The sequence below is a fragment of the Leifsonia sp. AG29 genome, from assembly GCF_009765225.1.
GTDB lineage: Bacteria > Actinomycetota > Actinomycetes > Actinomycetales > Microbacteriaceae > Leifsonia.
On record NZ_VMSF01000001.1, the window covers coordinates 319,658 to 340,737 of the forward strand.

24 protein-coding genes are annotated in these 21,080 nt (G+C 70.8%); 10 read left to right on the top strand and 14 right to left on the bottom strand.

Annotated features, from left to right (window positions below):
- Positions 1–6: 6 nt before the first annotated feature.
- From FPT20_RS01590 to upp, 5 genes are all read right to left on the bottom strand, one after another.
- A complete protein-coding gene (locus FPT20_RS01590; RefSeq protein ID WP_199245632.1) occupies positions 7–2,100 on the bottom strand; it encodes a fructose-specific PTS transporter subunit EIIC in 2,094 nt (697 codons plus the stop codon).
- Between the two features lie 68 nt (positions 2,101–2,168).
- A complete protein-coding gene (locus tag FPT20_RS01595) occupies positions 2,169–3,119 on the bottom strand; it encodes a 1-phosphofructokinase (RefSeq protein ID WP_158861926.1) in 951 nt (316 codons plus the stop codon).
- A complete protein-coding gene (locus FPT20_RS01600; RefSeq protein WP_199245635.1) occupies positions 3,116–3,901 on the bottom strand; it encodes a DeoR/GlpR family DNA-binding transcription regulator in 786 nt (261 codons plus the stop codon). Before FPT20_RS01600 ends, FPT20_RS01595 begins: the two co-directional genes overlap by 4 nt.
- Before the next feature lie 973 nt (positions 3,902–4,874).
- On the bottom strand, positions 4,875–5,627 hold the full coding sequence (locus tag FPT20_RS01605) for a winged helix-turn-helix domain-containing protein (protein WP_158861927.1): 753 nt from the start codon (positions 5,625–5,627) through the stop codon (positions 4,875–4,877).
- A 387-nt stretch (positions 5,628–6,014) separates the two neighbouring features.
- Positions 6,015–6,647, bottom strand: a complete 633-nt coding sequence (gene upp, locus FPT20_RS01610; RefSeq protein WP_158861928.1) for a uracil phosphoribosyltransferase — start codon at positions 6,645–6,647, stop codon at positions 6,015–6,017.
- A 39-nt stretch (positions 6,648–6,686) separates the two neighbouring features.
- Here upp and tadA point away from each other — a divergent pair, with 39 nt between their 5' ends.
- Entirely contained in the window at positions 6,687–7,154 is a 468-nt protein-coding gene (gene tadA / locus FPT20_RS01615; protein WP_158861929.1) for a tRNA adenosine(34) deaminase TadA, read from the top strand.
- Between the two features lie 29 nt (positions 7,155–7,183).
- Here the strand turns inward: tadA and FPT20_RS01620 are convergent, their stop codons facing one another.
- The gene (locus FPT20_RS01620) at positions 7,184–7,885 is read right to left on the bottom strand and encodes a glutamine amidotransferase (RefSeq protein WP_158861930.1); all 702 of its coding nucleotides are present in this window, start codon (positions 7,883–7,885) and stop codon (positions 7,184–7,186) included.
- Entirely contained in the window at positions 7,882–8,844 is a 963-nt protein-coding gene (locus FPT20_RS01625) for a cation diffusion facilitator family transporter (RefSeq protein WP_158861943.1), read from the bottom strand. The genes FPT20_RS01620 and FPT20_RS01625 overlap by 4 nt, the downstream gene beginning before the upstream one ends.
- 23 nt (positions 8,845–8,867) lie before the next feature.
- On the opposite strand from FPT20_RS01625, the gene proC reads away from it, so the two are divergent.
- The 3 genes from proC to gap all read left to right on the top strand — a co-directional run bounded on the left by proC (position 8,868) and on the right by gap (position 11,855).
- Entirely contained in the window at positions 8,868–9,716 is an 849-nt protein-coding gene (proC, locus tag FPT20_RS01630) for a pyrroline-5-carboxylate reductase (RefSeq protein ID WP_158861945.1), read from the top strand.
- Positions 9,717–9,727: 11 nt separating this feature from the next.
- Positions 9,728–10,675, top strand: a complete 948-nt coding sequence (locus FPT20_RS01635) for a GlxA family transcriptional regulator (RefSeq protein WP_158861947.1) — start codon at positions 9,728–9,730, stop codon at positions 10,673–10,675.
- 184 nt (positions 10,676–10,859) lie between these two features.
- Positions 10,860–11,855: a type I glyceraldehyde-3-phosphate dehydrogenase gene (gene gap, locus FPT20_RS01640; protein ID WP_158861949.1), complete on the top strand. Its 996-nt coding sequence runs from the start codon at positions 10,860–10,862 to the stop codon at positions 11,853–11,855.
- A 95-nt stretch (positions 11,856–11,950) separates the two neighbouring features.
- Here gap and FPT20_RS01645 read toward each other — a convergent pair whose 3' ends face one another.
- The 3 genes from FPT20_RS01645 to FPT20_RS01655 all read right to left on the bottom strand — a co-directional run bounded on the left by FPT20_RS01645 (position 11,951) and on the right by FPT20_RS01655 (position 15,138).
- The gene (locus FPT20_RS01645; RefSeq protein WP_233265349.1) at positions 11,951–12,868 is read right to left on the bottom strand and encodes a hypothetical protein; all 918 of its coding nucleotides are present in this window, start codon (positions 12,866–12,868) and stop codon (positions 11,951–11,953) included.
- Between the two features lie 163 nt (positions 12,869–13,031).
- On the bottom strand, positions 13,032–13,703 hold the full coding sequence (locus tag FPT20_RS01650) for a potassium channel family protein (RefSeq protein WP_158861951.1): 672 nt from the start codon (positions 13,701–13,703) through the stop codon (positions 13,032–13,034).
- A complete protein-coding gene (locus FPT20_RS01655) occupies positions 13,696–15,138 on the bottom strand; it encodes a TrkH family potassium uptake protein (protein ID WP_158861953.1) in 1,443 nt (480 codons plus the stop codon). The genes FPT20_RS01650 and FPT20_RS01655 overlap by 8 nt, the downstream gene beginning before the upstream one ends.
- An 89-nt stretch (positions 15,139–15,227) precedes the next feature.
- Between FPT20_RS01655 and FPT20_RS01660 the strand changes: the two genes are divergently transcribed.
- The 5 genes from FPT20_RS01660 (at position 15,228) to FPT20_RS01680 (ending at position 16,739) form a co-directional block, all read left to right on the top strand.
- The gene (locus FPT20_RS01660; protein WP_158861955.1) at positions 15,228–15,635 is read left to right on the top strand and encodes an ArsR/SmtB family transcription factor; all 408 of its coding nucleotides are present in this window, start codon (positions 15,228–15,230) and stop codon (positions 15,633–15,635) included.
- Between the two features lie 57 nt (positions 15,636–15,692).
- On the top strand, positions 15,693–15,908 hold the full coding sequence (locus FPT20_RS01665) for a helix-turn-helix domain-containing protein (RefSeq protein ID WP_158861957.1): 216 nt from the start codon (positions 15,693–15,695) through the stop codon (positions 15,906–15,908).
- A gap of 71 nt (positions 15,909–15,979) precedes the next feature.
- Complete coding sequence (locus tag FPT20_RS01670; RefSeq protein ID WP_003792170.1) at positions 15,980–16,078, top strand: 30S ribosomal protein bS22; 99 nt, start codon at positions 15,980–15,982, stop codon at positions 16,076–16,078.
- A gap of 101 nt (positions 16,079–16,179) precedes the next feature.
- Positions 16,180–16,443: a glutaredoxin family protein gene (locus tag FPT20_RS01675; protein ID WP_158861959.1), complete on the top strand. Its 264-nt coding sequence runs from the start codon at positions 16,180–16,182 to the stop codon at positions 16,441–16,443.
- Positions 16,440–16,739 (top strand): Dabb family protein, encoded by a 300-nt coding sequence (locus tag FPT20_RS01680; RefSeq protein WP_158861961.1) that lies wholly within the window; start codon positions 16,440–16,442, stop codon positions 16,737–16,739. Before FPT20_RS01675 ends, FPT20_RS01680 begins: the two co-directional genes overlap by 4 nt.
- A gap of 10 nt (positions 16,740–16,749) precedes the next feature.
- Here FPT20_RS01680 and FPT20_RS01685 read toward each other — a convergent pair whose 3' ends face one another.
- The 3 genes from FPT20_RS01685 to FPT20_RS01695 all read right to left on the bottom strand — a co-directional run bounded on the left by FPT20_RS01685 (position 16,750) and on the right by FPT20_RS01695 (position 18,598).
- On the bottom strand, positions 16,750–17,451 hold the full coding sequence (locus FPT20_RS01685) for a GntR family transcriptional regulator (protein ID WP_158861963.1): 702 nt from the start codon (positions 17,449–17,451) through the stop codon (positions 16,750–16,752).
- Positions 17,451–18,131 (bottom strand): GntR family transcriptional regulator, encoded by a 681-nt coding sequence (locus FPT20_RS01690; RefSeq protein WP_158861965.1) that lies wholly within the window; start codon positions 18,129–18,131, stop codon positions 17,451–17,453. The genes FPT20_RS01685 and FPT20_RS01690 overlap by 1 nt, the downstream gene beginning before the upstream one ends.
- Positions 18,132–18,211: 80 nt before the next feature.
- Positions 18,212–18,598: a PLDc N-terminal domain-containing protein gene (locus FPT20_RS01695; protein WP_442786462.1), complete on the bottom strand. Its 387-nt coding sequence runs from the start codon at positions 18,596–18,598 to the stop codon at positions 18,212–18,214.
- A gap of 247 nt (positions 18,599–18,845) precedes the next feature.
- On the opposite strand from FPT20_RS01695, the gene FPT20_RS01700 reads away from it, so the two are divergent.
- The gene (locus tag FPT20_RS01700) at positions 18,846–19,700 is read left to right on the top strand and encodes a polyphosphate kinase 2 family protein (RefSeq protein WP_199245637.1); all 855 of its coding nucleotides are present in this window, start codon (positions 18,846–18,848) and stop codon (positions 19,698–19,700) included.
- A 16-nt stretch (positions 19,701–19,716) separates the two neighbouring features.
- Here FPT20_RS01700 and FPT20_RS01705 read toward each other — a convergent pair whose 3' ends face one another.
- The gene (locus tag FPT20_RS01705; protein WP_158861967.1) at positions 19,717–20,991 is read right to left on the bottom strand and encodes an isochorismate synthase; all 1,275 of its coding nucleotides are present in this window, start codon (positions 20,989–20,991) and stop codon (positions 19,717–19,719) included.
- Between the last annotated feature and the right edge of the window lie 89 nt (positions 20,992–21,080).

The following is a 21,080-nucleotide window of genomic DNA, read 5'->3' on the forward strand; positions in this document are numbered from 1 at the left end:
GCCGGGTCAGGCCGCGACCGGCTCGGGGACGGCAGCGGTCGCGTCCTTCGTCTCGACCCGCTCGGTCCGGGTCCCGAACCGCTTGAGCGCGACGACGATCACCGCCGTCACGACGACCCCCGCGACCAGGGCGATCAGGAAGCCCCAGATCGGGTCGATGGCGAAGAAGACGAAGATGCCGCCGTGCGGAGCGCGGGACTGGACGTGGAACGCCATGGCGAGAGCGCCCGTGACGGCGCCTCCCACCAGGTTGGCGGGGATGACGCGCAGCGGGTCGGCCGCGGCGAACGGGATGGCGCCCTCCGAGATGAAGGAGGCTCCCAGAAGCCAGGCGGCCGCGCCGTTCTCGCGCTCGACCTGCGTGAACCCGCGACGGTACAGCACGGTGGAGGCGAGGGCCATGCCGAGCGGGGGGACCATCCCGGCCGCCATGACCGCCGCCATCACCTGGAACGAGGCGTCGGTCTGCTGGGCGAGACCGGCGACGGCGAACGCGTAGGCCACCTTGTTGACGGGGCCGCCGAGGTCGAAGCACATCATCAGGCCGAGGATGATGCCGAGGACGATGGCTCCGGCACCGCTCAAGCCGTTGAGGAAGGCGGTCAGCTGGGTCATCAGCCAGGCGATCGGGGCGCCCAGGATGAGCAGCATCAACCCCGAGGCGATGATGGAGGCTCCGAGCGGGATGATCACCACCGGCATCAGGCCGCGCAGCCAGCGGGGCACGGCCGGCTTGCCGATGAGGTACGCCGCGTAACCGGCCAGGAGGCCGCCGATGAGGCCGCCGAGGAAGCCCGCGTTCATGAAGACCGCGATGGCGCCGGCCACGAATCCCGGCGCGATACCCGGCCGGTCGGCGATCGCGAATGCGATGTAACCGGACAGGGCGGGTACGAGGAATCCGAGGCTGACGCTGCCGATCTCGAAGGCGATGGCCCCGAGATAGTAGCCGAGCCCCTCCGGAGGCAGATTCCAGATGGCGTAGTGCTGGAGCGTGTACACCGCGTTGTTGACGCCCGACGAGCCGTGCGCGAGGGCGATGCCGTAGCCGCCGAGGAAGGGCAGGAAGCTGATCGCGATGAGGAGACCGCCGCCCGCGACGAACGGGATCATGTAGCTGACGCCCGTCAGGAAGATGCGCTGGAGGTTGCGCCCCCACGACAGCTGCTGCGGCTGGGTCGTCCCTCCCTGGGCCGCGGTCGCGGTGACGCGCGGGCCGTTCGGGTCCTTCGCGGCGGCGATCGCCTCGGTGATGAGGCGGTCGGGCTGCTCGATGCCGCGCTTGACGCCGGACCGCACGACCGGCTTGCCGGCGAACCGCGCCTCCTCGCGCACGTCGACGTCGTTCGCGAAGATCACGGCGTCGGCCTCGTCGAGGACGCTCTGCGGGAGCGCCTGGTAGCCGCTCGAGCCCTGGGGCTCGACGATGAGGTCGACGCCCGCCTTGGCGCCCGCGGCGGTGAGCGCGTCGGCTGCCATGAAGGTGTGGGCGATGCCGGTCGCGCAGGAGGTCACGGCCACGATCCGCGCCGGGCGCCCGTCGATCAGGTAGGCGTCGCCGGGGGAGGCGCTGGGCGCGGGCGCGGGAGCCTCCGACGCGGCGGAGGCCGCCGGTGCCTGCTGAGCGGCCTCGCCCTCGCCGATCGCCTCGTCGACGAGAGCGACGACGTCCGCGGCGGTCCGGGCGGACCGGAGCCCGTCGGTGAACTCCTCCCGCATGAGGCTCCGGGCGAGCTTCGACAGCATAGCCAGGTGGGTCTCGGCCGCGTTGTCGGGGGCGGCGATGAGGAACACGAGGTCGGCGGGGCCGTCCGGGGCGCCGAAGTCGACGCCGGGGGTGAGGCGGGCGAACGCCAGCGACGGCTGCGTCACCGCGGCGCTCTTGGCGTGCGGGATGGCGATGCCGCCGGGGAGGCCCGTCTCGTCCTTCTGCTCGCGGGCCCAGGCGTCGGCGTACAGGGCCTCCGGGTCGTTCGCCCGGCCCTGCGCGGCGACGCGGGCGGCGAGGTCGCGGATGACCGCGCTCTTGTCGTCGCCGAGGCCGACGTCGAGGCTCACGAGCTCGGGAGTGATGGTCTTCGATGACACGGTTTCCTCCATACGGTTTCAGGTGTCGGGGCTGTTCAGGTGGTTCGGTTCCGCGCGCCGGGTGTGCGGGCGGTCGCGGGTCAGGCGTGCAGGGCGGCGACGCGGAGGTCGACGTCCGGCAGATCGGAAGGGCGGGGCGGCTGGGTGCCGGGGAGCGCTGCGGCGGCAGAGCCGTAGCGGATGGCGGAGAGGAGCCGGTCGGGCGCCTGCTCGCCGGCGACGTCGGCGAGCAGGTAGCCGGCGAGCGAGCTGTCGCCTGCACCGACGGTGCTCCGCACACGTATCACGGGCGCGGGGGCGATGTAGCCCTCGTCGGGCGTCACCAGTACCGAGCCGCGCGCGCCCAGCGTGACCAGGGCCGCTCCGACGCACTCGGGGACGAGCCGGCGGGCCACTCCCAGCACGGCGCGGCCCAGGTCTTCCTCGGGATCGAAGGCGGTGCCGGTGAGCTCGGCGAGCTCGTCGTCGTTGGGCTTGATGAGATCGGGGTGACCGTGCTCGACGACCGCGCGCAGCGCCTCCCCGGAGGTGTCGACCGCGATGAGCGGAGCCGACGAGCCCCAGCGGGCCCGCACGGCGCGGATGACGGCGACGTAGAAGTCGTCGCCGACGCCCGGCGGCAGCGACCCTGCCAGGACGAGCCAGCGAGCGCCCTCGCTCGCCTCCACGACGGCGGCGACGAGCGCGTCGGCGTCCGCCTCGCTGAGGGAGGCGCCCGGGAGGTTGAGCTTGGTCGTGACGCCGTCCGGATCGGTGATGGTGAGATTGGCGCGAGCGTGGCCGGTGATCGGCACCGTCCGGCTGCGCACCCGGGTGGCGAGCAGGGCCGCGCCGAACGGGTCGTCCGCGGCGAGGGGCAGCACGGCGACGGCGTCGACTCCGGCGGCCTGGACGGCGCGCGCCACGTTGATGCCCTTGCCGCCCGCGTCCTCGCGCGAGACCAGAGCGGACTGCACGCTTCCGGGCTGGAGCGGGGCATCGAGGGCGATGGCCCGGTCGAGCGACGGGTTGGCCGTCAGGGTGACGATCATGCGGTCCACACCTCCGTCCCGGCCGCCTCGAGGGCGGCAGCGAGCTCGGCGTCCGGCTTCTCGTCGGTCACGAGGACGTCGACCGCGTCGAGCCCACAGAACGAGACGAGCGACTCCTGCCCGAACTTGCTCGCGTCGGCGACCACGACGACTCGCCGCGCGGAGCGCACGATCGCCTCCTTGACCGCCGCCTCGTCCGGGTCGGGCGTGCTGGCGCCGAAGCCGGCGGAGAGGCCGTTGACGCCGACGAAGGCCACGTCGGGGCGGAGCGACTCGATGGTGCGGACGGTGGAGGCGCCGACCGCGGCGGCGGTGACCCCGCGGATCCTGCCACCGACCACCGACAGCGAGATCCGTTCGGCCGAGGCGAGGGCGGGCGCCAGGGTCAGCGAGTGCGTGACGACCTCCGCCTCCCCGTCGAGCGCGACCAGCCGGGCCGGGAGCAGGGAGGCGACGGCTGCCGTGGTCGTGCCGGCATCGAGGAAGAGGGAGCCGCGGAACGATTCGCCGAGCGCGTCGAGCGCCCGGACCGCGATGCGCTCCTTCGAACCGGCACGGAGACTGGTGCGCTCGAGGATGGACGGCTCGGTCGTGCTGCCGCGCTCGATGGCGACCGCGCCGCCGTGGACCCGGCGCAGCGCACCGGCTCGCTCGAGTGCGTCCAGATCGCGGCGCACGGTCTCGGTCGTGACGCCGAACCGCTCGGAGAGCTCGACCACCGCCACGCGGCCCTCGCTGAGGAGGATGCGTTCGATGAGCTCCTGCCGCTCCATTGCGTACACCGCGGTTCCCTTCGTCGGAAGATTCCCAAACAATACAACATGAAGCAACACAAAACAACAGGCGATGCGGAATTGCCGCATTCGTGCGTGCCGGTGGAGCGTTGGTGGGACGCCAGGGATGTCGTGGCGCGAGTGCCGCGAGTGCCGCGAGCCGCGAGACCAGGAAGGCCGAGGCGCACGTGCGTGCGTGCCGGCGCGGGTTTCTTGGGTCGGCTATCGCCTCGGGCCGGTTATCGTCGGCGCCCCAGCGGGTGCCCCGCGTCGCTCGCGGTCAGGCGGCCGCGGCCGGCCCCCGTGCGGATCCGAGCCGCATGCGCACACGAGGATGGCCGGAGAGCGGCAACTCCCCGGCCATCAAGACCTTCGACGCCCCGCCGAAGCGGAGCCTGCGTCAACAGTCACCGAGGGCCCTCCCCATGCTAACGCCGGCGGTGCGCACCCCCTCCACGCCAGCCTCGGAGAAGCCCTTGCTCGCTACCCTCCGCCCCTCTCGCGCCCCCGCCCCTCTCGCGCCCCCGCCCCCGCGATCGAGTCCCCTCAGAGTGCGCGTCCCGGAGGTGATTTCGTGCACTCTCGGGGAACTCGTTATCGGCGCGTGCGCCCCCCGCGATCGAGTCCCCTCAGAGTGTGCGTTCCGGAGGTGATTTCGTGCACTCTCGGGGAACTCGTTGTCAGCGCGTGCGCCCCCCGCGATCGAGTTCCCTCAGAGTGTGCGTTCCGGAGGTGATTTCGTGCACTCTCGGGGAACTCGTTATCGGCGCGTGCGCCCCTCGCGATCGAGTCCCCTCAGAGTGCGCGCGCTGGGGGCGATTCCGTGAACTCTTGGGGGACTCGTTGTCGGCGGGTGCGCCCCCGCGATCGAGTCCCCTGAGAGTGCGCGTACGGGGCCGGGATTCGTGCACTCTGAGGGGACTCGATGGAGGGGGCGGAGGCGCGCGGAGCGAGGCGCGCGGAGCGAGCCCGCCGCCCCGCCTCAGAACAGGTCGGGGGAGGGGGCGCTCGCGTAGCGGATCGAGACGTCGGCGTGCCGGTCGAACCGGTACCCGACGCCACGGACGGTGCGCACGATGTCCTCGTAGCGGCCGAGCTTCGACCGGAGGCGGCGGACGTGCACGTCGATGGTCCGCTCGTTGGGGACGTCCTCCTCGTCGGCGCTGCTCCACAGGGAGGCGATCAGCTCGGAGCGCTCGATCGTGCGGCCTTCGCGCAGCACCAGGTACTGCAGGAGCTCGAACTCCTTGTACGTCAGCGCGACGGTCTGGTTGTCGAGCACCAGGCGCTTGCGCGAGATGTCGACGACGACGCCGGAGGCGGCGCGGTCCTCGTCCTCATCGACGACGGTCGCGTGGCGGTGCTTGGCGATGGCGGCCGGGTCCTGCAGGGCGAGGCGCACGACGTCGACGTCGCGGCCGCCGGCCCCGGCGGGGGCGAGCGCCACCGCGGCGTAGGTCTCAGCGGAGGGGGCGAGCTCGGCGGTCAGCCGCTTGAGCGCCTCCACGATGCGGCCGAGGTCGGTGCCGTCGGCGGCGGCCTTCGCCTCGTCGATGCCGACGTAGAGCACGAAGCCGCGGGCCTCGGTGCCTTCGGGCACGGCGCGGATGCGGGGCGCGGAGGAGACGGCGGCGCTCTCCGTCTCGGCCGGGGCGGCGGCGCGGAGCGGCGAGGTGGAGCGACGGGCGGCGGCGGCGGTGGTGGCGTAGGGGGCGTCGATGGTGGCGAGAGACATGGGAGGGAGGTCCTTCGTGATGATGATGCTTCGCGGATCCCGGTACGGCGATGCCACCGTCTCAGCAGCGGGGAGGAGCGGTGTCGCCGGTTTAGCGGATTCGCGGGATGGGTGTTGTCGGCCCTGTTCAGAAGGGGCCGGTGCTCGGGTGCGTGGGTGTGGCGCTCCCGGGGAGCTCGCTGCCCGGACGACGTCGGTCGCGTCGTGGGCTTCGGCTCAGCGAAGGGTCGTCAGATCAGCGACACATTCGGCACATGGACTCGCAGCCGGCCATCATCATGCCGGCATTCCCCAGAGCCTCGAAGGAGGTCAAGGTACGCGAGTAGAGAGTCATGTCAAAAAGTAAAACGGACCGTGACTCGCCGTGTCAAATCGTGACGGAATGTTTCAGACGGTTCCGTAGAGGCGATCGCCGGCGTCGCCGAGGCCCGGGACGATGTAGCCGTTCTCGTTGAGGCGCTCGTCGAGGGCGCCCAGCACGATGGTGACGTTGCGGCCCTCGGTGGCCTTCTCGAGCGCCTCCAGGCCCTCGGGGGCGGCGAGGAGGCAGATCGCGGTCACGTCGACCGCGTTGCGCTGGAACAGGAACTCGATGGCGGCGCCGAGCGAGCCTCCCGTCGCCAGCATCGGGTCGAGGACGAAGCACTGCCGGTCGGACAGGTCGGTCGGGAGGCGCTCCGCGTACGTCGTCGGCTGCAGCGTCTCCTCGTTGCGGACCATGCCGAGGAAGCCGACCTCGGCGGTCGGCATGAGCCGGACCATGCCCTCGAGCATGCCGAGCCCGGCGCGGAGGATGGGGACGACGAGCGGACGCGGCTCGCTCAAAGCGAGACCGGTCGTGGCCGTGACGGGCGTCTCGATCCCGACCGGCTCGACGCGGACATCGCGGGTGGCCTCGTAGGCGAGCAGCGTGACGAGCTCATCGGTGAGCTGCCGGAACACCGGCGACGGGGTGCGCTTGTCTCGGAGCACGGTCAGCTTGTGCGTGATGAGAGGGTGGTCCGCAACGTGCACTCGCATAGGCTCAAGGCTATCCGAACATCCTTCCGTGGAGGTCCCGTGAGCCTGCCCGTGCCCGACGCCTACGAGCGGTGGATGCGGAGCGCCATCGCCGACGCCCGGCTCGCCTTCGGCACCGGCGACGTGCCGGTCGCGGCCCTCGTGATCGACGAGCGCGGCGAGGTGATCGGCACCGGGCGCAACGAGCGAGAGCTGCGGAACGACCCCACGGCGCACGCTGAGGTCCTCGCACTGCGCGACGCTGCGGCCTCCCGGTCCGACTGGCACCTCGAGGGCTGCACGCTGGTCGTCACGCTGGAACCCTGCGTGATGTGCGCGGGCGCGGTGCTCGCTGCGCGCCTCCCCGTCGTCGTCTTCGGGGCGTGGGACGAGAAGGCGGGTGCGGGAGGCTCGGTGTACGACGTGCTCCGCGACCGGCGGCTGAACCATCAGGTCGAGGTGTACCCCGGCGTCCTCGCGGAGGACTGCGCCGAGTTGCTGCTCGACTTCTTCCGCGCCAAGCGCTGAGCGCGGTCGGTGGGGAGGCGCGGCGCGCGTCAGTCCGGGAGGCGCTCCAGCCACTCCGAGAAGGCCGCTCGCGACGCCTCCTGCATGCGCGCCGAGTACAGCTCGCGGTCGCGGCGCAGCGCGTCGGGGTCGATGGCGAGCTCGTCCAGCTCGTTGTAGCCGTCGGCGACCCACGCCTCGTGCATCTCGTCGGTGACTTCGGGGTGGAACTGAACCGCAAGCGCGAAGTCGCCGATCGCGAAGGCCTCGTTGGAGTAGTCGCTCGAGGAGGCGAGGCGGACCGCACGCTCCGGCAGCTCGAACGTATCGCCGTGCCACTCGACCACGGGTACCCCGGCGAAGTGCCGGAGGGGGGAGTCGGCACCGGCCTCGGTCGGCTCGACCCGACGGAACCCGATCTGCATGGTGTCGCCGCGGTACACTCGCTCGCCCAGCGCGCCCGCCATGAGCTGCGCGCCGAGGCAGACCCCGAGCGTCGGCCGTTCGGCGTCGATCCGAGAACGGATGAGCTGCTGCTCGGCGGCGAGGAACGGGTACTCCTCCGTCTGATAAGCGCCCATCTCGCCGCCCAGCACGACGACGAGCTCGGCCTCGGCCGGGTCGATCGCCGAGACGTCCTCGGTGGTCACGTCGACCACGCGGAGCTCGTAGCCGTGAGCCTCGAGCGTCGGGCCGATGTTGCCGACGTGGATGCTCGGGTCGTGCTGGAGGATCAGGGCGGTGCGGGTCACTCGAGTCCTTTGATGACGATGGTGTCGGTGGTCGGGTGCTGCTCGGCGGGGTCGACCCAGACATCGGGCTCGATGTAGATGACGCGCGCGATCGGCACGGCGTCGCGGATGCGCCGCTCGACCGCATCGATCGCGCCCGCCACATCGGCCAGCCGGTGCTCGCCCGCGAAGGCGAGCTTGGCTCCGACGAGCAGCTCGTCCGGGCCCAGGTAGAGGGTCTTCATGTGGATGATGCGCTCCGCCTCCCCGCCGGCGAGCACCGCCTTCGCGATCGCCTCCTCGTCGGCCTCGCTCGCACCTTCGCCGACGAGGAGGCTCTTCGTCTCGATCCCGAGGACGATGGCGACCGCGACCAGGAGCGCGCCGATGAGGAGCGTGCCGATGCCGTCCCAGGCGGGGTTTCCCGTGACGATGGTCAGCCCGACCCCGATGAAGGCGAAGACCAGGCCGGTCAGCGCGGCCACATCCTCCAGGAGTACGACCGGGAGCTCAGGGGCCTTGGCGCGGCGCACGAACTGCACCCACGAGAGCCCGTTCCGCTGCGGGCCGGATTCCTTCATCGCCGTGCGGAGCGAGAACGACTCGAGGCCGATCGCGATGATGAGCACCAGGATGGGCAGCCAGGCGTTCTCGAGCGGATGCGGGTGCGTCAGCTTCTCGATGCCCTCGTAGACCGAGAACACGCCGCCGACCGAGAACAAGATGATCGAGACGACGAACGCGTACACGTAGCGCTCGCGCCCGTAGCCGAACGGGTGCGAACGGTCGGCGCGGCGGCGCGATCGGCGGCCGCCGAGCAGGAGGAGCAGCTGGTTGCCCGAATCGGCGACCGAGTGCACGCCCTCCGCCAGCATCGAGGACGAGCCGGAGAAAGCCCACGCGATGAACTTGGTGAGGGCGATGCCGAGGTTGGCCGCGAGGGCCGCCACGATCGCTCGGGTGCCACCGGATGCGCTCATGGTCCTCATCCTAGGATGGCCCCATGGACGACGCGCAGGCGACCCTCCCCACCATCGCGATGCTCGGTGCCGGCTCGATGGGCCGTGCCATCCTCAGCGGGCTGCTCGAGCCGACCGTCTCGGTGTCGGGCGGCATCCGGGTCACGAACCGGTCGGAGGAGCGTGCGGCCGAGCTCGCCGGACTCCCCGGCGTCACGGCCTACGCCACGGCGTCCGACCCCGACGCCAACCGTCGCGCCGTCGAGGGCGCTCGGCTCGTCATCGTCGCGGTGAAGCCCGGCATGGTGCCCGGCCTCCTGACCGAGATCGCCGACTCCCTCCAGCCTGGGGCCGTCGTGGTCAGCGTCGCAGCGGGCGTGACGACGGCGACGTTCGAGTCGCTCCTCCCGGACTCGGTCGCGGTGGTGCGCTCGATGCCCAACACCCCGGCGGTCGTCGGCCGTGCCGTCACCGGCATCAGCCCCGGCCTCCGCTCGGAGCCCGAGGACCTGGCCCTCGTCCGCACGCTCTTCGAGACGGTCGGCGAGGTCGTGGAGGTGCCGGAGTCGCAGCTGGACGCTCTCAGCACCATCTCCGGCTCGGGGCCCGCGTACGTCTTCCTCCTGATCGAGGCGCTCACCGACGCGGCGGTCCGCAAGGGGTTCACGCCCGAGCAGGCGGCCGCGCTCGTGAACGGGACCTTCCTCGGCGCGGCCGAGCTGCTCGTCTCCTCCGGGGAGGAGCCGGCCGAGCTCAGGAGGCGCGTCACGAGCCCCAACGGCACGACCGAGCGCGCCATCGCGGTGCTCCAGGAGGCGGACCTCCCCGACCTGTTCGCCCGCGCGACCGACGCCGCCCTGGCCCGCGCCCGCGAGCTCGCCGCCGGAGCGTAGGCGGCCGAGCCATGAGCCGCAGGAACCACCGCGTGGCGGTGCTCGTCCTCGAGGGTGCGAAGCCGCTCGACGTGGGCATCCCGGCTCAGGTGTTCTCGACGCGGCCGAGCATGCCCTACGAGGTCCGCGTCTGCGGCGCGTCGCCCGGGCTCGTGACAGGAGGCGACGGCCTGTCGTACCACGTCGCGGACGGGCTCGACGCGGTCCGGGAGGCGCAGACCGTCTTCATCCCGGGCTATCGCGAGCCGGCGCGGACGGAGCCGCCCGCCGCGGTCGTCGAAGCGCTGCTGGCCGCTCACGAGCGGGGCGCCCGGCTCGCCGCGATCTCGACGGGGGCGTTCGCGCTCGCCGCCACGGGCCTCCTGGACGGCAAGCGAGCGACGACGCACTGGCACTACACGCACGCGCTCGCAGCGAAGCACCCGCGCATCACCGTCGACGAGAACGTGTTGTTCGTCGACGAGGGCGACGTGCTCACCTCGGCCGGGGCGGCCTCGGGAATCGACCTGTGCCTCCACCTCGTCCGCCGCGACCACGGTGTCGGACTCTCGAACCACGTGGCCCGGCGGCTCGTCGCCGCCCCGTATCGCAGCGGAGGCCAGGCGCAGTTCGTGCCCCGCAGCGTGCCCGAGCCGCTCGGCGACCTGTTCGCCGAGACGCGCGAGTGGGCGCTGGCGCACCTCGCCGAGCCGCTGACCCTCGAGTCGCTGGCGCGCAACGCCAACGTGTCGGCGCGCACGTTCTCTCGCCGGTTCCGCGAAGACACCGGCTACACGCCGATGCAGTGGGTGCTGCGGGCCAGGGTCGACCTCGCGCGCGAGCTGCTGGAGCGGTCGGATCTCACTGTCGAGCAGATCGCGGCGCGAGCCGGTCTCGGGACCGGGGCGAACCTCCGGCTGCACTTCCAGCGCATCCTCGGGACGTCGCCGACCGAGTACCGGCACACGTTCGCGGCCTGAGGTTCGCGCGTCCCTGCGGCTCTTGTGCCGCTTCCCTTTCCGCTCCCTTTCCGCCGAGTGAGCGGTGGCGGGATCCTTGCGGGCGCTGACCCTGCACCAGGCGAGATCCTTGCGCACAGTGTCGCTCCGGCCACTGTCGTCGAGCCTCCCGCTCTCGCACGATGGAGGGCGGAAAGGAACCTCCATGACCCGCATCGCCATCAACGGATTCGGCCGCATCGGCCGCAACACCCTCCGCGCCCTGCTCGAGCGCGGCTCCGACCTCGAGGTCGTCGCGATCAACGACCTGACCGCGCCCGAGACCCTCGCGCACCTCCTCAAGTACGACAGCTCGCTCGGCCGGCTCGGCCGCACCGTCGAGGTCGACGGCAGCGACCTCGTCGTGGACGGGCACCGCATCCGCGTGCTCGCCGAGCGCGACCCTGCCGACCTGCCGTGGGCGGAGCTGGGCGTGGAGGTGGTGCTCGAGTCGACCGGGCGCTTCACCTCGGCCGACGCTGCGCGCGCCCACCTCACCGCCGGAGCGCGGAAGGTCCTCGTCAGCGCGCCCTCCGACGGCGCGGACGTGACACTGGCGTTTGGCGTCAACACCGACGCGTACGACGCCGAGACGCATGTGATCGTCTCGAACGCCTCCTGCACGACCAACGCGCTCGCGCCGCTCGCCGCCGTTCTCGACGACCTCGCCGGCATCGAGCACGGGTTCATGACGACGGTGCACGCCTACACGCAGGAGCAGAACCTCCAGGACGGACCGCACCGCGACCTGCGCCGCGCACGTGCCGCCGGGGTGAACATCGTGCCGACCACGACCGGCGCCGCCAAGGCGATCGGCCTGGTGCTCCCGAACCTCGACGGCAAGCTGTCGGGCGACTCGATCCGCGTGCCCGTCCCCGTCGGATCGATCGTCGAGCTGAACACGACGGTCTCACGCGAGGTGACCCGCGAGGAGGTGCTGGCCGCCTACCGCGCCGCCGCCGACGGTGCGCTGCGGGGCATCCTCGACTACGCCGACGAGCCGCTCGTGTCGAGCGACATCACCGGGCAGCCCGCCTCCTCCATCTTCGACGCGGCCCTGACCCGCGTCGACGGCCGCCACGTCAAGGTCGTCGCCTGGTACGACAACGAGTGGGGCTTCTCGAACCGCGTCGTCGACACGCTGCACCTCCTCGCCGGCTGACGCCGGCGCTTCGCGCCCGCTGCGCTCCGCCCTCCGCTGCGCTCCCCCCACGCTGCGCTCCGCCCCCCCTCGAGTCCGCACTTACTCAACGCTTGTCACCCGAATTCGTTGAGAACGTGCGGACTCGATGAAGGGGAGTGGCGCGCGAGAGTGTGGCGAACGCGACGCGCGACCGCGTTGAAGTCGTCGGCGGCGGTGACGTAAATCATCTGCCAGCCCCGCTCGACGAGCCACTCCCGGCGCGCGATGTCCTCCCGGTACGCCCGTTTGTCCGTCCGGTGGTGGTCCCCCAAGTACTCGACGCCCACTCGCTCCGACGGGTAGGCGAGGTCGATCATCGCGCGTGTCCTGTCCTTCCCGGGGGCCGTTACCGAGTGGTTCAGAGAGGGGCTCGGAAGCCCGGCGTCCTCTAGGGCCAACCGGAGCAGGGTCTCCTGCGGGGAGAGCGAGCCGTAGCGGACCCGCTCCAGAGCGAGGCGGAGCGTTCGCACGCCCCGCCGCAGCCCATGACGCCGTACAGCGGCCTCCAGATCGGCCCGTGTGCAGCGCGGCGGCGCACCCGAGTACGGTTGGTCGCCGGTGATGAGGTGGTCGCCCATCACGACGAGATCCGGCAGGCGCAGCCGCGAGCTCAGTTGCGCCCAGGTGTCGTGAGGGGACATCACCCGCAGCCCGCGGACGATTCCCAGGCGGTGGTCGTCCGCTTTCAGCTGGTGGGCGACGACGCCGCTCCGTCGGGGCGGCCTGGCCGGTTCGAATACCGAGACCTCCACCGCGGCCGGGAGTGCTGCCGCAGGGAGCGGCAGCCCGTGCAGCACGGCGGCCGATCGGTGGCTGAAGACGGCGGCTTCCGGAAGCACGAGCGCGGCTGCTGCACAGAGCGCACGGTGGTCGTCCGGAGGCGCAACCGTCCGCACGCCACGGAAGGGCCGGTGCAGTTGCGCGCCGTAGACGGTCCGAAGCGGCATTCCGCTCGCGATGGCGTCGGCGCTTCTGAAGGCGTCATGGTGCATCGCGTCAGTCCACCACCTCGCGGTTCCCGAAACGGCGTTATCCACAGGCCACCGCGCATCTCGGCGGACTCCTCCCGTCGAGTACGGACTTACTCAACGTTCAGGCGCTGAAAGCGTTGAGTAACTTCGTACTCAGCGCTGGGCGCGAGCGCCGCGGCGCGCGTCAGGCCTCGAGGGCGGCGAAGCGCTCGATGTCGCCGGAGGCGCCGGACACGATCACGAGGTCGTGGTTCGAGACGACCGTGTCGGCGGTCGCGTAGGTGAACGGCTTGCCCGGGCTCTTCACGCCGACCACCGTGATGCTGTACTTCGACCGCACCCCCGAGTCGCCGAGGCGCTGACCGCGGATGGGCTTCGGCGGGTACATCTTGACGAGCGCGAAGTCGTCGTCGAACTCGATGAAGTCGAGCATGCGGCCCGAGACGAGATGGGCCACGCGCTCGCCGGCCTCGGCCTCGGGGTAGATCACGTGGTTGGCGCCGATCCGCTCGAGGATCTTGCCGTGCGACTGCGAGATCGCCTTCGCCCAGATCTGGGGCACCTTCAGGTCGACGAGATTGGCCGTGATGAGCACGCTCGCCTCGATCGACGACCCGACGGCGACCACCGCGATGGAGAAGTCCTCGGCGCCGATCTGCCGCAGCGTCTCGATCGATCTCGCGTCGGCCTGCACGCTGTGCGTCACCCGGTCGGCCCACGTCTGGACGAGCGCGGCATCGGTGTCGATCGCGAGCACCTCCCGGCCCAGGCGGTCGAGCTCGACGGCGGCCCCGGTGCCGAACCGGCCCAGCCCGATCACGAGCACCGGAGCGTTGTGCTTGATCCGGTCAACCAACGAGCGGCCTCTCCTCGGGGTTCTGGTAGAGCTGCCGCCGTTGGCTCTGGGCCAGGGCTGCGGCGAGTGTCACTGTACCAACGCGTCCGCAGAACATCGTCGCTGCGAGAACGAAGACGCCGGCGTCGGGGAGGCGCTCGGTCAGCCCCGTGGACAGGCCGCAGGTGGCGAACGCCGAGATGACGTCGAAGAGGACGTGGTCGAGCGGCGCCTTGGTGATCTGCAGGATGAGGATGCTCGACACCGCGACGATCGTGGCACCCCAGAGCGCCACGGCGACGGACAAGCGGAGCACGTCGATCGGGATGCGCCGCCGGAACGCGTCCATCGATTCCACTCCGCGCGCCTCCGCGAGCCCCGCGAGGAACAGGACGGCCAGCGTCGTCACCTTGATCCCGCCGGCCGTGGAGGCGGACCCTCCACCGATGAACATGAGCATGTCTGTGACGAGCAGGCTCGACCCGTGGAGGTCCTGGATCGGGATCGTCGCGAACCCGCCCGACCGGGCCATCGTCGACAGGAACAGCGACTGGAACACGGTGTGCCCGGCATCGAGCCGGCCGAAGGTGCGGGGGTTGTCGTACTCGAGCAGCACGTAGAGCACCGCCCCGGCGACGAGGAGCACGAGCGAGGTGATCAGCGTCAGCTTGACGTGGATCGACCAGGTCCGCCGCCGGCGGCGCAGGTTGGAGGCGATGGCCAGGATCACCGGGAAGCCGATCGCGCCGAGGAACACGCCGATCATGAGCGCGCCGAGGAACCAGTAGTCCGTCGCGAAGCGGGACAGCCCCTCCACGTTGGGCGCGAAGCCCGTGTTCGTGAACGCCATCGCCGAGTAGTACACGCTCTCCCATGCCGCCGTCAGCACGTCGACGCCGGCGATCAGCATGCGCGGGAACAGCAGCAGCGCGACGCCGCCCTCGATGACGACCATGCTCAGCGCGACGGTCCGCAGCAGCTTGCCGACCTCGCCCAGGCGGACGGCCTGCCCCTCGGGGACAGGGCCCGCGTGGATCCGCAGCGGGTTGCTGTCGCTCGCGGCCATGAGCTTGGCGCGCAGCCCGAGCCTCCGCGAGATGACCATGCCGAGGATGCTCGCCATGGTCAGCACGCCGACCGCGCCGATCTGGACGCCGAGGTAGACGAGCAGATGGCCGAACACCGACCAGTGCGTCGCCATGTCGACGGTCGACAACCCGGTCACGCAGATCACCGATACGGCGGTGAACAGAGCGTCCGGGAACCGGGTGACCGTGCCCTCGGCCGAGGCGATCGGCAGCGAGAACAGGGCCGTGAACAGGAGGATGAGGAGGGCGAACACGAGGATCGCGAACCGGGAGGGACTCCGCGTCGCGAACCCGTTGAGCGCCGCGCGGAGGCGCGCCGCCGTCGGTGCGGACCGGGCGCGGGTCCCGCGCGCTCGGGTGGTGCTCATGGTCCTCGATCCCCTCCCCTCGGGCCTCCGCCATGCTACTGCGGGCGACGGACATGGAACTGGGCCGGGCGAGTGGCTAGCCTGGGGGAATGGCCGACATCTTCGACGTGATCGCGGACCCCACGCGGCGCGAGATCCTCGCTGTACTGCTCGACCGGCATACGAACGCAGTGCATTCCGTGGGCGAGATATCGGTCTCCGAGATCGTCGCGCGGCTCGAGCTCAGTCAGCCGACCGTGTCGAAGCACCTCAAGGTCCTCCGGGAGGCGGGGCTCGTCTCGGTCCGCGAGGAGGGACAGCACCGCTACTACCGACTCGACTCGACGCCCCTCGAGGCCGTCGAGGACTGGATCATTCCGTTCACGGCATCCGACCTCGGCGCGGAGGAGATCGGGGCGCAGCTCGCCGAGGAGACGAGGGAGTTCGCCAGCACGGTCGGAAAGGTCCTCGCCGACACCCGGCACCGGGTCACCCCGCGGAAGTGGCGGCGCGACTGACTCCGCATTCACCCCGGCGCCCCGCGCGGGTAGCATGACCGGGGAGAGGACGGGGAGATGGCTCACGATCTGAGGGATGTGCGCTTTCTGACGGTCGCCGAGGTCGCCGACATGATGCGGGTCTCGCGCATGACCGTCTACCGTCTCGTCCACGCGGGGCAGCTTCCGGCCATCCGGTTCGGCCGCTCCTTCCGCGTCCCCGAGTCGGCCGTCAGGCAGGCTCTGCAGGCAGTGACACCGCTCTCCGAGGACGGCGTCGCGGACTCCGCGTGAGTTCCGGTAGACTTGCTCCTTGTGTCGCCGCGCATCCCGCGGCAAACCCCCCGAATTTTTGTGAGGTCTACGTGGGTTCCGTTATCAAGAAGCGTCGCAAGCGTATGGCGAAGAAGAAGCACCGCAAGCTGCTTCGCAAGACGCGTCACCAGCGTCGCAACAAGAAGTAGACCCCGGGTCTGCGGCTCAAGCGTCGGTCCGATCGGCCCGGCGCTTTTTGCTGTACCCGCTGTCAGCGCAGCGCAGTACCCGCTGCGCCTAGAGTTGTGGGGTGCCCACCGTCTCCCTCACGCTCATCGGCAAGCCCGGCTGCCACCTGTGCGATGACGCTCGCGACGCCGTCCGGGAGGTCGTCGGCGCTCTTCCGGACGGCGCGCCCGACGTGGTCGTCGAGGAGCGCGACATCCTGCAGGAGCCGGACCTCTACGAGAAGTACGTCGAGGAGATCCCGGTCGTCCTGATCGACGGACGGATGCACACCTACTGGCGCGTCGACCCCGACCGTCTCCGCTCAGCCCTCCTGGAGGACCGATGACCATCCGCCACGTCGTCTCGTGGAAGCTCGCCACCACCGACGCGGAGGAGCGCGCGCAGCATGCGGCGGGCATCAAGCTCGGGCTGGAGTCCCTCCCGGCCGTGATCCCTCAGATCAGGTTCCTGCAGGTCGGCGTGAACGCCCTCGCGGGCGACAACTTCGATGTCGTGCTCATCAGCGACTTCGACAGCGACGACGACCTCCGGGCGTACGTCGAGCACCCCGCGCATGCCGAGGTCGCCTCCTACATCCGCTCGGTCGTCGCCGGCCGGGCAGCGGTCGACTACGAGGTCTGAGACCTCTCGCTCAGAAGACCGGGCTCTCGTCGATCTCGGCGTCGCTGCGCCGGTAGTCGGACAGGAACTGCTCCCGTGCCGGTTCGAAGAACGCGTGGACAAGGTCTCCCGCCGTGTCGCCGTCGCGCTCCTTGACCGCGGCGACGATCGCCGCGATGCGCTCGGCGATGTCGTCCGTCCCGAAGGGCGACTGCCAGGCTCCGACGTACCGGAGCAGCTGCGGCCCGAGTCCGTCCGCGACCGCGAGCAGGGGCTCGTTCCCGGCGGCGCGGGCGAGCTCGAGGAAGAACGCGTTGAGGGCACGCCCGAGCGCGGGACGGTCGCCGGCCTTGGCCGCCTTGCGCACCTCCCGCTGTGTCTTGTCGAGACGCGAGACGACCGGATTGTCGATCGTGGGAACGGCCGTACGCGTCGCGTACTCGAACAGCAATCCGGAGGTGTACACCGCCTCGTCGAGCGCGCGGAGGTCGATGGGCGCGACCCGCGTGTAGCGATTGGGCGCCATCTCGACGAGGCCGATGTCCGCGAGCTTCATCAGGGCTTCGCGGATCGGGGTGCGGGAGACGCCCAGCCAGGCCGTGAGCTTCTCGTCGAGGAGGCTCTCGCCGGGCTCCAGCGTGCCGTCGAGGATGCCGTCGTAGAGACGGTTGTAGACGACATCGCGCAGCAGCTGGCGTTCGACCGGCGCGCTGTCCTTCACGGGGAGCGGCATCAGCCGTCCTTCCTCTCGAGTTCGGCGAATTCGGCTGCGACGGTGAGCAGCCCCTTCTCCCAATAATCGCCCATCGCGCGAGCGGCCTTGTCGCTCTTGCCCGCCGCGGCGGCCTGGGCCGTGGCCCGGAGGTGCGGTGCGGCCTTCTCGAAGGGCACGTTCGACGGCGCCGCGACCAGAGCGCGACTGACCTCGGGGAGGTGCCGCTTGAGGAGGCGCGCCAGGGTGCGGTTGTCGAAGCGGCGGAGGAACACGGCGAGGAAGTTCTCGGTGACGAAGCGGTCGCGCTCGATGCCGGCCAGCTCCTCCAGTTCGGGACGTTCGGAGAGGTCGCGGAGCGCCGCCCTGTCCTCGTCGGTGAGGAGGGGCGTCACGTCGCGCACGACCCCGCTGAACAGCGTGCCGACCGTCCGGATCAGCCCGCTCAGCCGTTCGGGGTCGATCGTCGTGACGCGGGTGCGCTTCTGCGGCAGGATCTCGACGAGCCCCATCGCCGCGAGCTGGTTGAGCGCCTCGCGGACAGGCGTGCGCGAGACGCCGACCCACTTCTCGATCTCGGCGTCGTAGAGCTGCTCGCCCGGGGTGAGATCCCCCTCCACGATGGCGTCGAGCAGGCGGATGAACACCTCGTCGCGGATGAGTCGGCGCGGGCTGACGGCCTCCGTGCTGGGTACAGGCATACATGAATATTACATCCACGCGAACGCATGCGAGGTGCACCTGCACAGCGTGCCGGGTGGTGCGGGCGAGCCGTGGAGGGTCAGAACCGCTGGCCGAGCGCCTTCGCCTTGAGGGCGTCGAACTCCCCTTGGCTGATGGTGCCCTGGTCGAGCAGCGTCTGGGCCTGCGCGATGTCAGCCGCCGGCGTGCTCGACGGGGTGAACGTGCGGTAGTAGTCGTCGTTCTCCGGAACCGTCTGGCGCTGACGCGCGGTGCGTTCGGCCATCCCGCGCCCGCGGGCGATCAGGTACACGAGCGCGGTTAGGAACGGTACGAAGACGAGGAAGATCACCCACAGCGCCTTCCACCAGCCGTTCAGCTTCTCATCCCGGAACAGGTCCACCAGGATCGTGAACAGCACCATCAGGTACGCGACGAAGACGAACGCCTCGAAGAGGATCCAAAAGAAGCCCCAGAAACCGTTCACGGTGAAACCTCCCTCTCGATGGGGCACACGGTAGCGCCGCCCGTGCCGGGTTGGCTAGAAGCAATGAAGGGGCGCGTGCGGCTGGGCCTGCGGGAGGTCGCAGTCGGGCCGGCAAGCGCGTTCGATCGGATCCGCGGGCGTGGAATGCGGCCCCGGGGAGTGTTCACGCACTGGCCGAAAGGCGCACCGGACGTACTATGGCGGCACGCGGCGCGACGCCGGGGGCGGCACCGAGCGAGGAGGCACGGTGGGACGAGAGACGTACTGGACGGAACAGCCGGACGAGCTGTTGCACGCGGGCAAGAAGTTCACCCTGGCGGGTCACGACACGGCAGCGACACCCGGATTCGCCGGGGACAAGGCCGCGGGCGAGAAAGCGCTGGCGGACGGCGGCGCGATCCTCGCGGAACTGCAGTCCCGGTTGTATGCGGCCGGTCCGACCGGAGAGCGACGGTCGGTGCTGCTCGTACTGCAGGGCATGGACACCTCCGGCAAGGGCGGCATCGTCACGCACGTGATCGGGCAGATGAACCCGGGAGGCGTCAGTTACTACGGGTTCAAGGCGCCGACGTCGGAGGAGCTCGGCCACGACTTCCTCTGGCGCGTTCACCGGCGCCTCCCCGGTGCCGGCCAGGTGGGTGTGTTCGACCGGTCGCACTACGAGGACGTGCTGATCGCGCGCGTCCGGCAGCTCGCGCTCCCGGAGGAGATCGATCGCCGGTACCGCGCGATCAACGACTTCGAGCGGAACATCACGGAATCCGGCACGCGGATCGTGAAGGTCATGCTGCACCTCGGGAAGGAGCAGCAGAAGACGCGCCTCCTGGACCGGCTCGACCGGCCCGAGAAGCACTGGAAGTTCCACTCGGCCGACGTGGATGAGCGTCTCCTCTGGGATCACTACCAGGAGGCCTACCAGCTGATGATCGAGCACACCTCCACCTCGTTCGCGCCCTGGTACGTCGTGCCCGCGGATCACAAGTGGTATGCGCGCCTGGCGGTGCAGCACCTCCTCATCGCCGCCCTGGAGGCGCTGGGCCTCGAGTGGCCCACGGCCGATTATGACGTGGACATCGAGCGGAAGAAGCTCTCAGCGACGTGAGCGGGGGAGGGACGGATCAGCCGAACGCCTCGACGATCGGCCGGAACTTCATGGTCGTCTCGGCGAGTTCGCGTTCCGGGTCCGAGTCGGCGACGATTCCGGCGCCGGCGTAGGCGGTGAGGCCGCCGTCCGGGGCGACCTGAGCGCACCGCAGGGCGATGGCCCACTCGCCGTCGCCGTCTCCGCCGACCCAGCCGACCGGTCCGGCGTAGCGGCCGCGGTCGAACGGCTCGAGCTCGTGGATGAGCTCGATCGCCTCGCTCCGCGGGGTGCCAGCGACGGCCGCTGTCGGGTGGAGCGCATCGGCGAGGTCGAGCGAGCTGGCGCCGTCGCTCAGGGTGCCGGCGACGTCGGTGGCGAGGTGCCAGAGGTTCGGGAGCTTGAGGGTGAACGGCAGGTCGCTCGCGGCGAGGTCGGCGCTGTGCGGGCGGAGCGCGTCGATGACGCTCGCGACGGCGAAGCGGTGCTCGTCCTGGTCCTTGGTGCTCGTGGCGAGCGCGATGGCCGCATCGCGATCGGAGGCGGCGTCGCGGCCGCGCGAGATCGTGCCGGCGAGAACTCGTGCGGTGACCGTCCCGTGGTGGACGCGGACGAGGGTCTCCGGGGAGGACCCGACGAGGCCGTCGACGGCGAACGTCCAGCAGTCGGGATAGCCGAGGCCGAGCTCGACGAGTGCCCGCCGGAGGTCGGACTCCTGGGGGAGGTGCGCCTTGAGGTCTCGCGCGAGCACCACCTTCGAGAGGTCGTGTTCGCGGATCTTCTCGACCGCCTGAGCGACTGCCTGCTGGTAGCCCTCCTTGCCGAGCGTCCCCGGGAGGAGCGTCAGCCGGTACTCGTCGCCGAGTGGCGTCGTGCGGGGGCGGGCTTCGCATCGGTCGGTGAGGGGAGGGTCGCCCGCCCGGTGGATGCGCGTGATCCAGGTGCGCGTTCCGCGGCGCCCGATGACGACTTCGGGGACGATGAGCGTGCTGACGGCGTCGCTGTCGTCGGCGAACGCGAAGGTGCCGAAGGCGATGAGCCCGGTGCCGGGCGTGCGCACCGCGTCGTCGACGTGGGCGGCGGCGGCGAGTTCGCGCCACGTGGCGGATGCCTCGGCGATGCGGTCCGGGCCGCGGAACTCGAGCCGGAGAGCCTCGCCGATGCCGGCCATCCCGTCGCCTTTGCGCTGCCAGAGGAGGGGCGTGCGCGAGTCGAGGTAGGGGATGAGGCTGCGGAGGTCGTCCAGCGGTGTCGTCGCGACCTGGAGGACCGTCTGCGCGGCCGCCCGTCGGGTGGTCGGAACGGTTGTCACAGGCTCAGCCTACGCCCGGCTCCCTGTGCGCCTGTTGCGGGGTGGCTGGGGGCATGATGTGCGCGCGGGGGCGGTCCGCGGGGGCGGCT

What these genes read in the sequence shown, in the direction of transcription:
- FPT20_RS01590 (WP_199245632.1), bottom strand. Translation starts at nt 2,100, where the DNA reads ATGGAGGAAACCGTGTCATCGAAGACCATCACTCCCGAGCTCGTGAGC.
- FPT20_RS01595 (WP_158861926.1), bottom strand. Translation starts at nt 3,119, where the DNA reads ATGATCGTCACCCTGACGGCCAACCCGTCGCTCGACCGGGCCATCGCC.
- FPT20_RS01605 (WP_158861927.1), bottom strand. Translation starts at nt 5,627, where the DNA reads ATGTCTCTCGCCACCATCGACGCCCCCTACGCCACCACCGCCGCCGCC.
- upp (WP_158861928.1), bottom strand. Translation starts at nt 6,647, where the DNA reads ATGCGAGTGCACGTTGCGGACCACCCTCTCATCACGCACAAGCTGACC.
- FPT20_RS01625 (WP_158861943.1), bottom strand. Translation starts at nt 8,844, where the DNA reads ATGAGCGCATCCGGTGGCACCCGAGCGATCGTGGCGGCCCTCGCGGCC.
- proC (WP_158861945.1), top strand. Translation starts at nt 8,868, where the DNA reads ATGGACGACGCGCAGGCGACCCTCCCCACCATCGCGATGCTCGGTGCC.
- FPT20_RS01635 (WP_158861947.1), top strand. Translation starts at nt 9,728, where the DNA reads ATGAGCCGCAGGAACCACCGCGTGGCGGTGCTCGTCCTCGAGGGTGCG.
- gap (WP_158861949.1), top strand. Translation starts at nt 10,860, where the DNA reads ATGACCCGCATCGCCATCAACGGATTCGGCCGCATCGGCCGCAACACC.
- FPT20_RS01645 (WP_233265349.1), bottom strand. Translation starts at nt 12,868, where the DNA reads ATGCACCATGACGCCTTCAGAAGCGCCGACGCCATCGCGAGCGGAATG.
- FPT20_RS01655 (WP_158861953.1), bottom strand. Translation starts at nt 15,138, where the DNA reads ATGAGCACCACCCGAGCGCGCGGGACCCGCGCCCGGTCCGCACCGACG.
- FPT20_RS01660 (WP_158861955.1), top strand. Translation starts at nt 15,228, where the DNA reads ATGGCCGACATCTTCGACGTGATCGCGGACCCCACGCGGCGCGAGATC.
- FPT20_RS01665 (WP_158861957.1), top strand. Translation starts at nt 15,693, where the DNA reads ATGGCTCACGATCTGAGGGATGTGCGCTTTCTGACGGTCGCCGAGGTC.
- FPT20_RS01680 (WP_158861961.1), top strand. Translation starts at nt 16,440, where the DNA reads ATGACCATCCGCCACGTCGTCTCGTGGAAGCTCGCCACCACCGACGCG.
- FPT20_RS01685 (WP_158861963.1), bottom strand. Translation starts at nt 17,451, where the DNA reads ATGCCGCTCCCCGTGAAGGACAGCGCGCCGGTCGAACGCCAGCTGCTG.
- FPT20_RS01690 (WP_158861965.1), bottom strand. Translation starts at nt 18,131, where the DNA reads ATGCCTGTACCCAGCACGGAGGCCGTCAGCCCGCGCCGACTCATCCGC.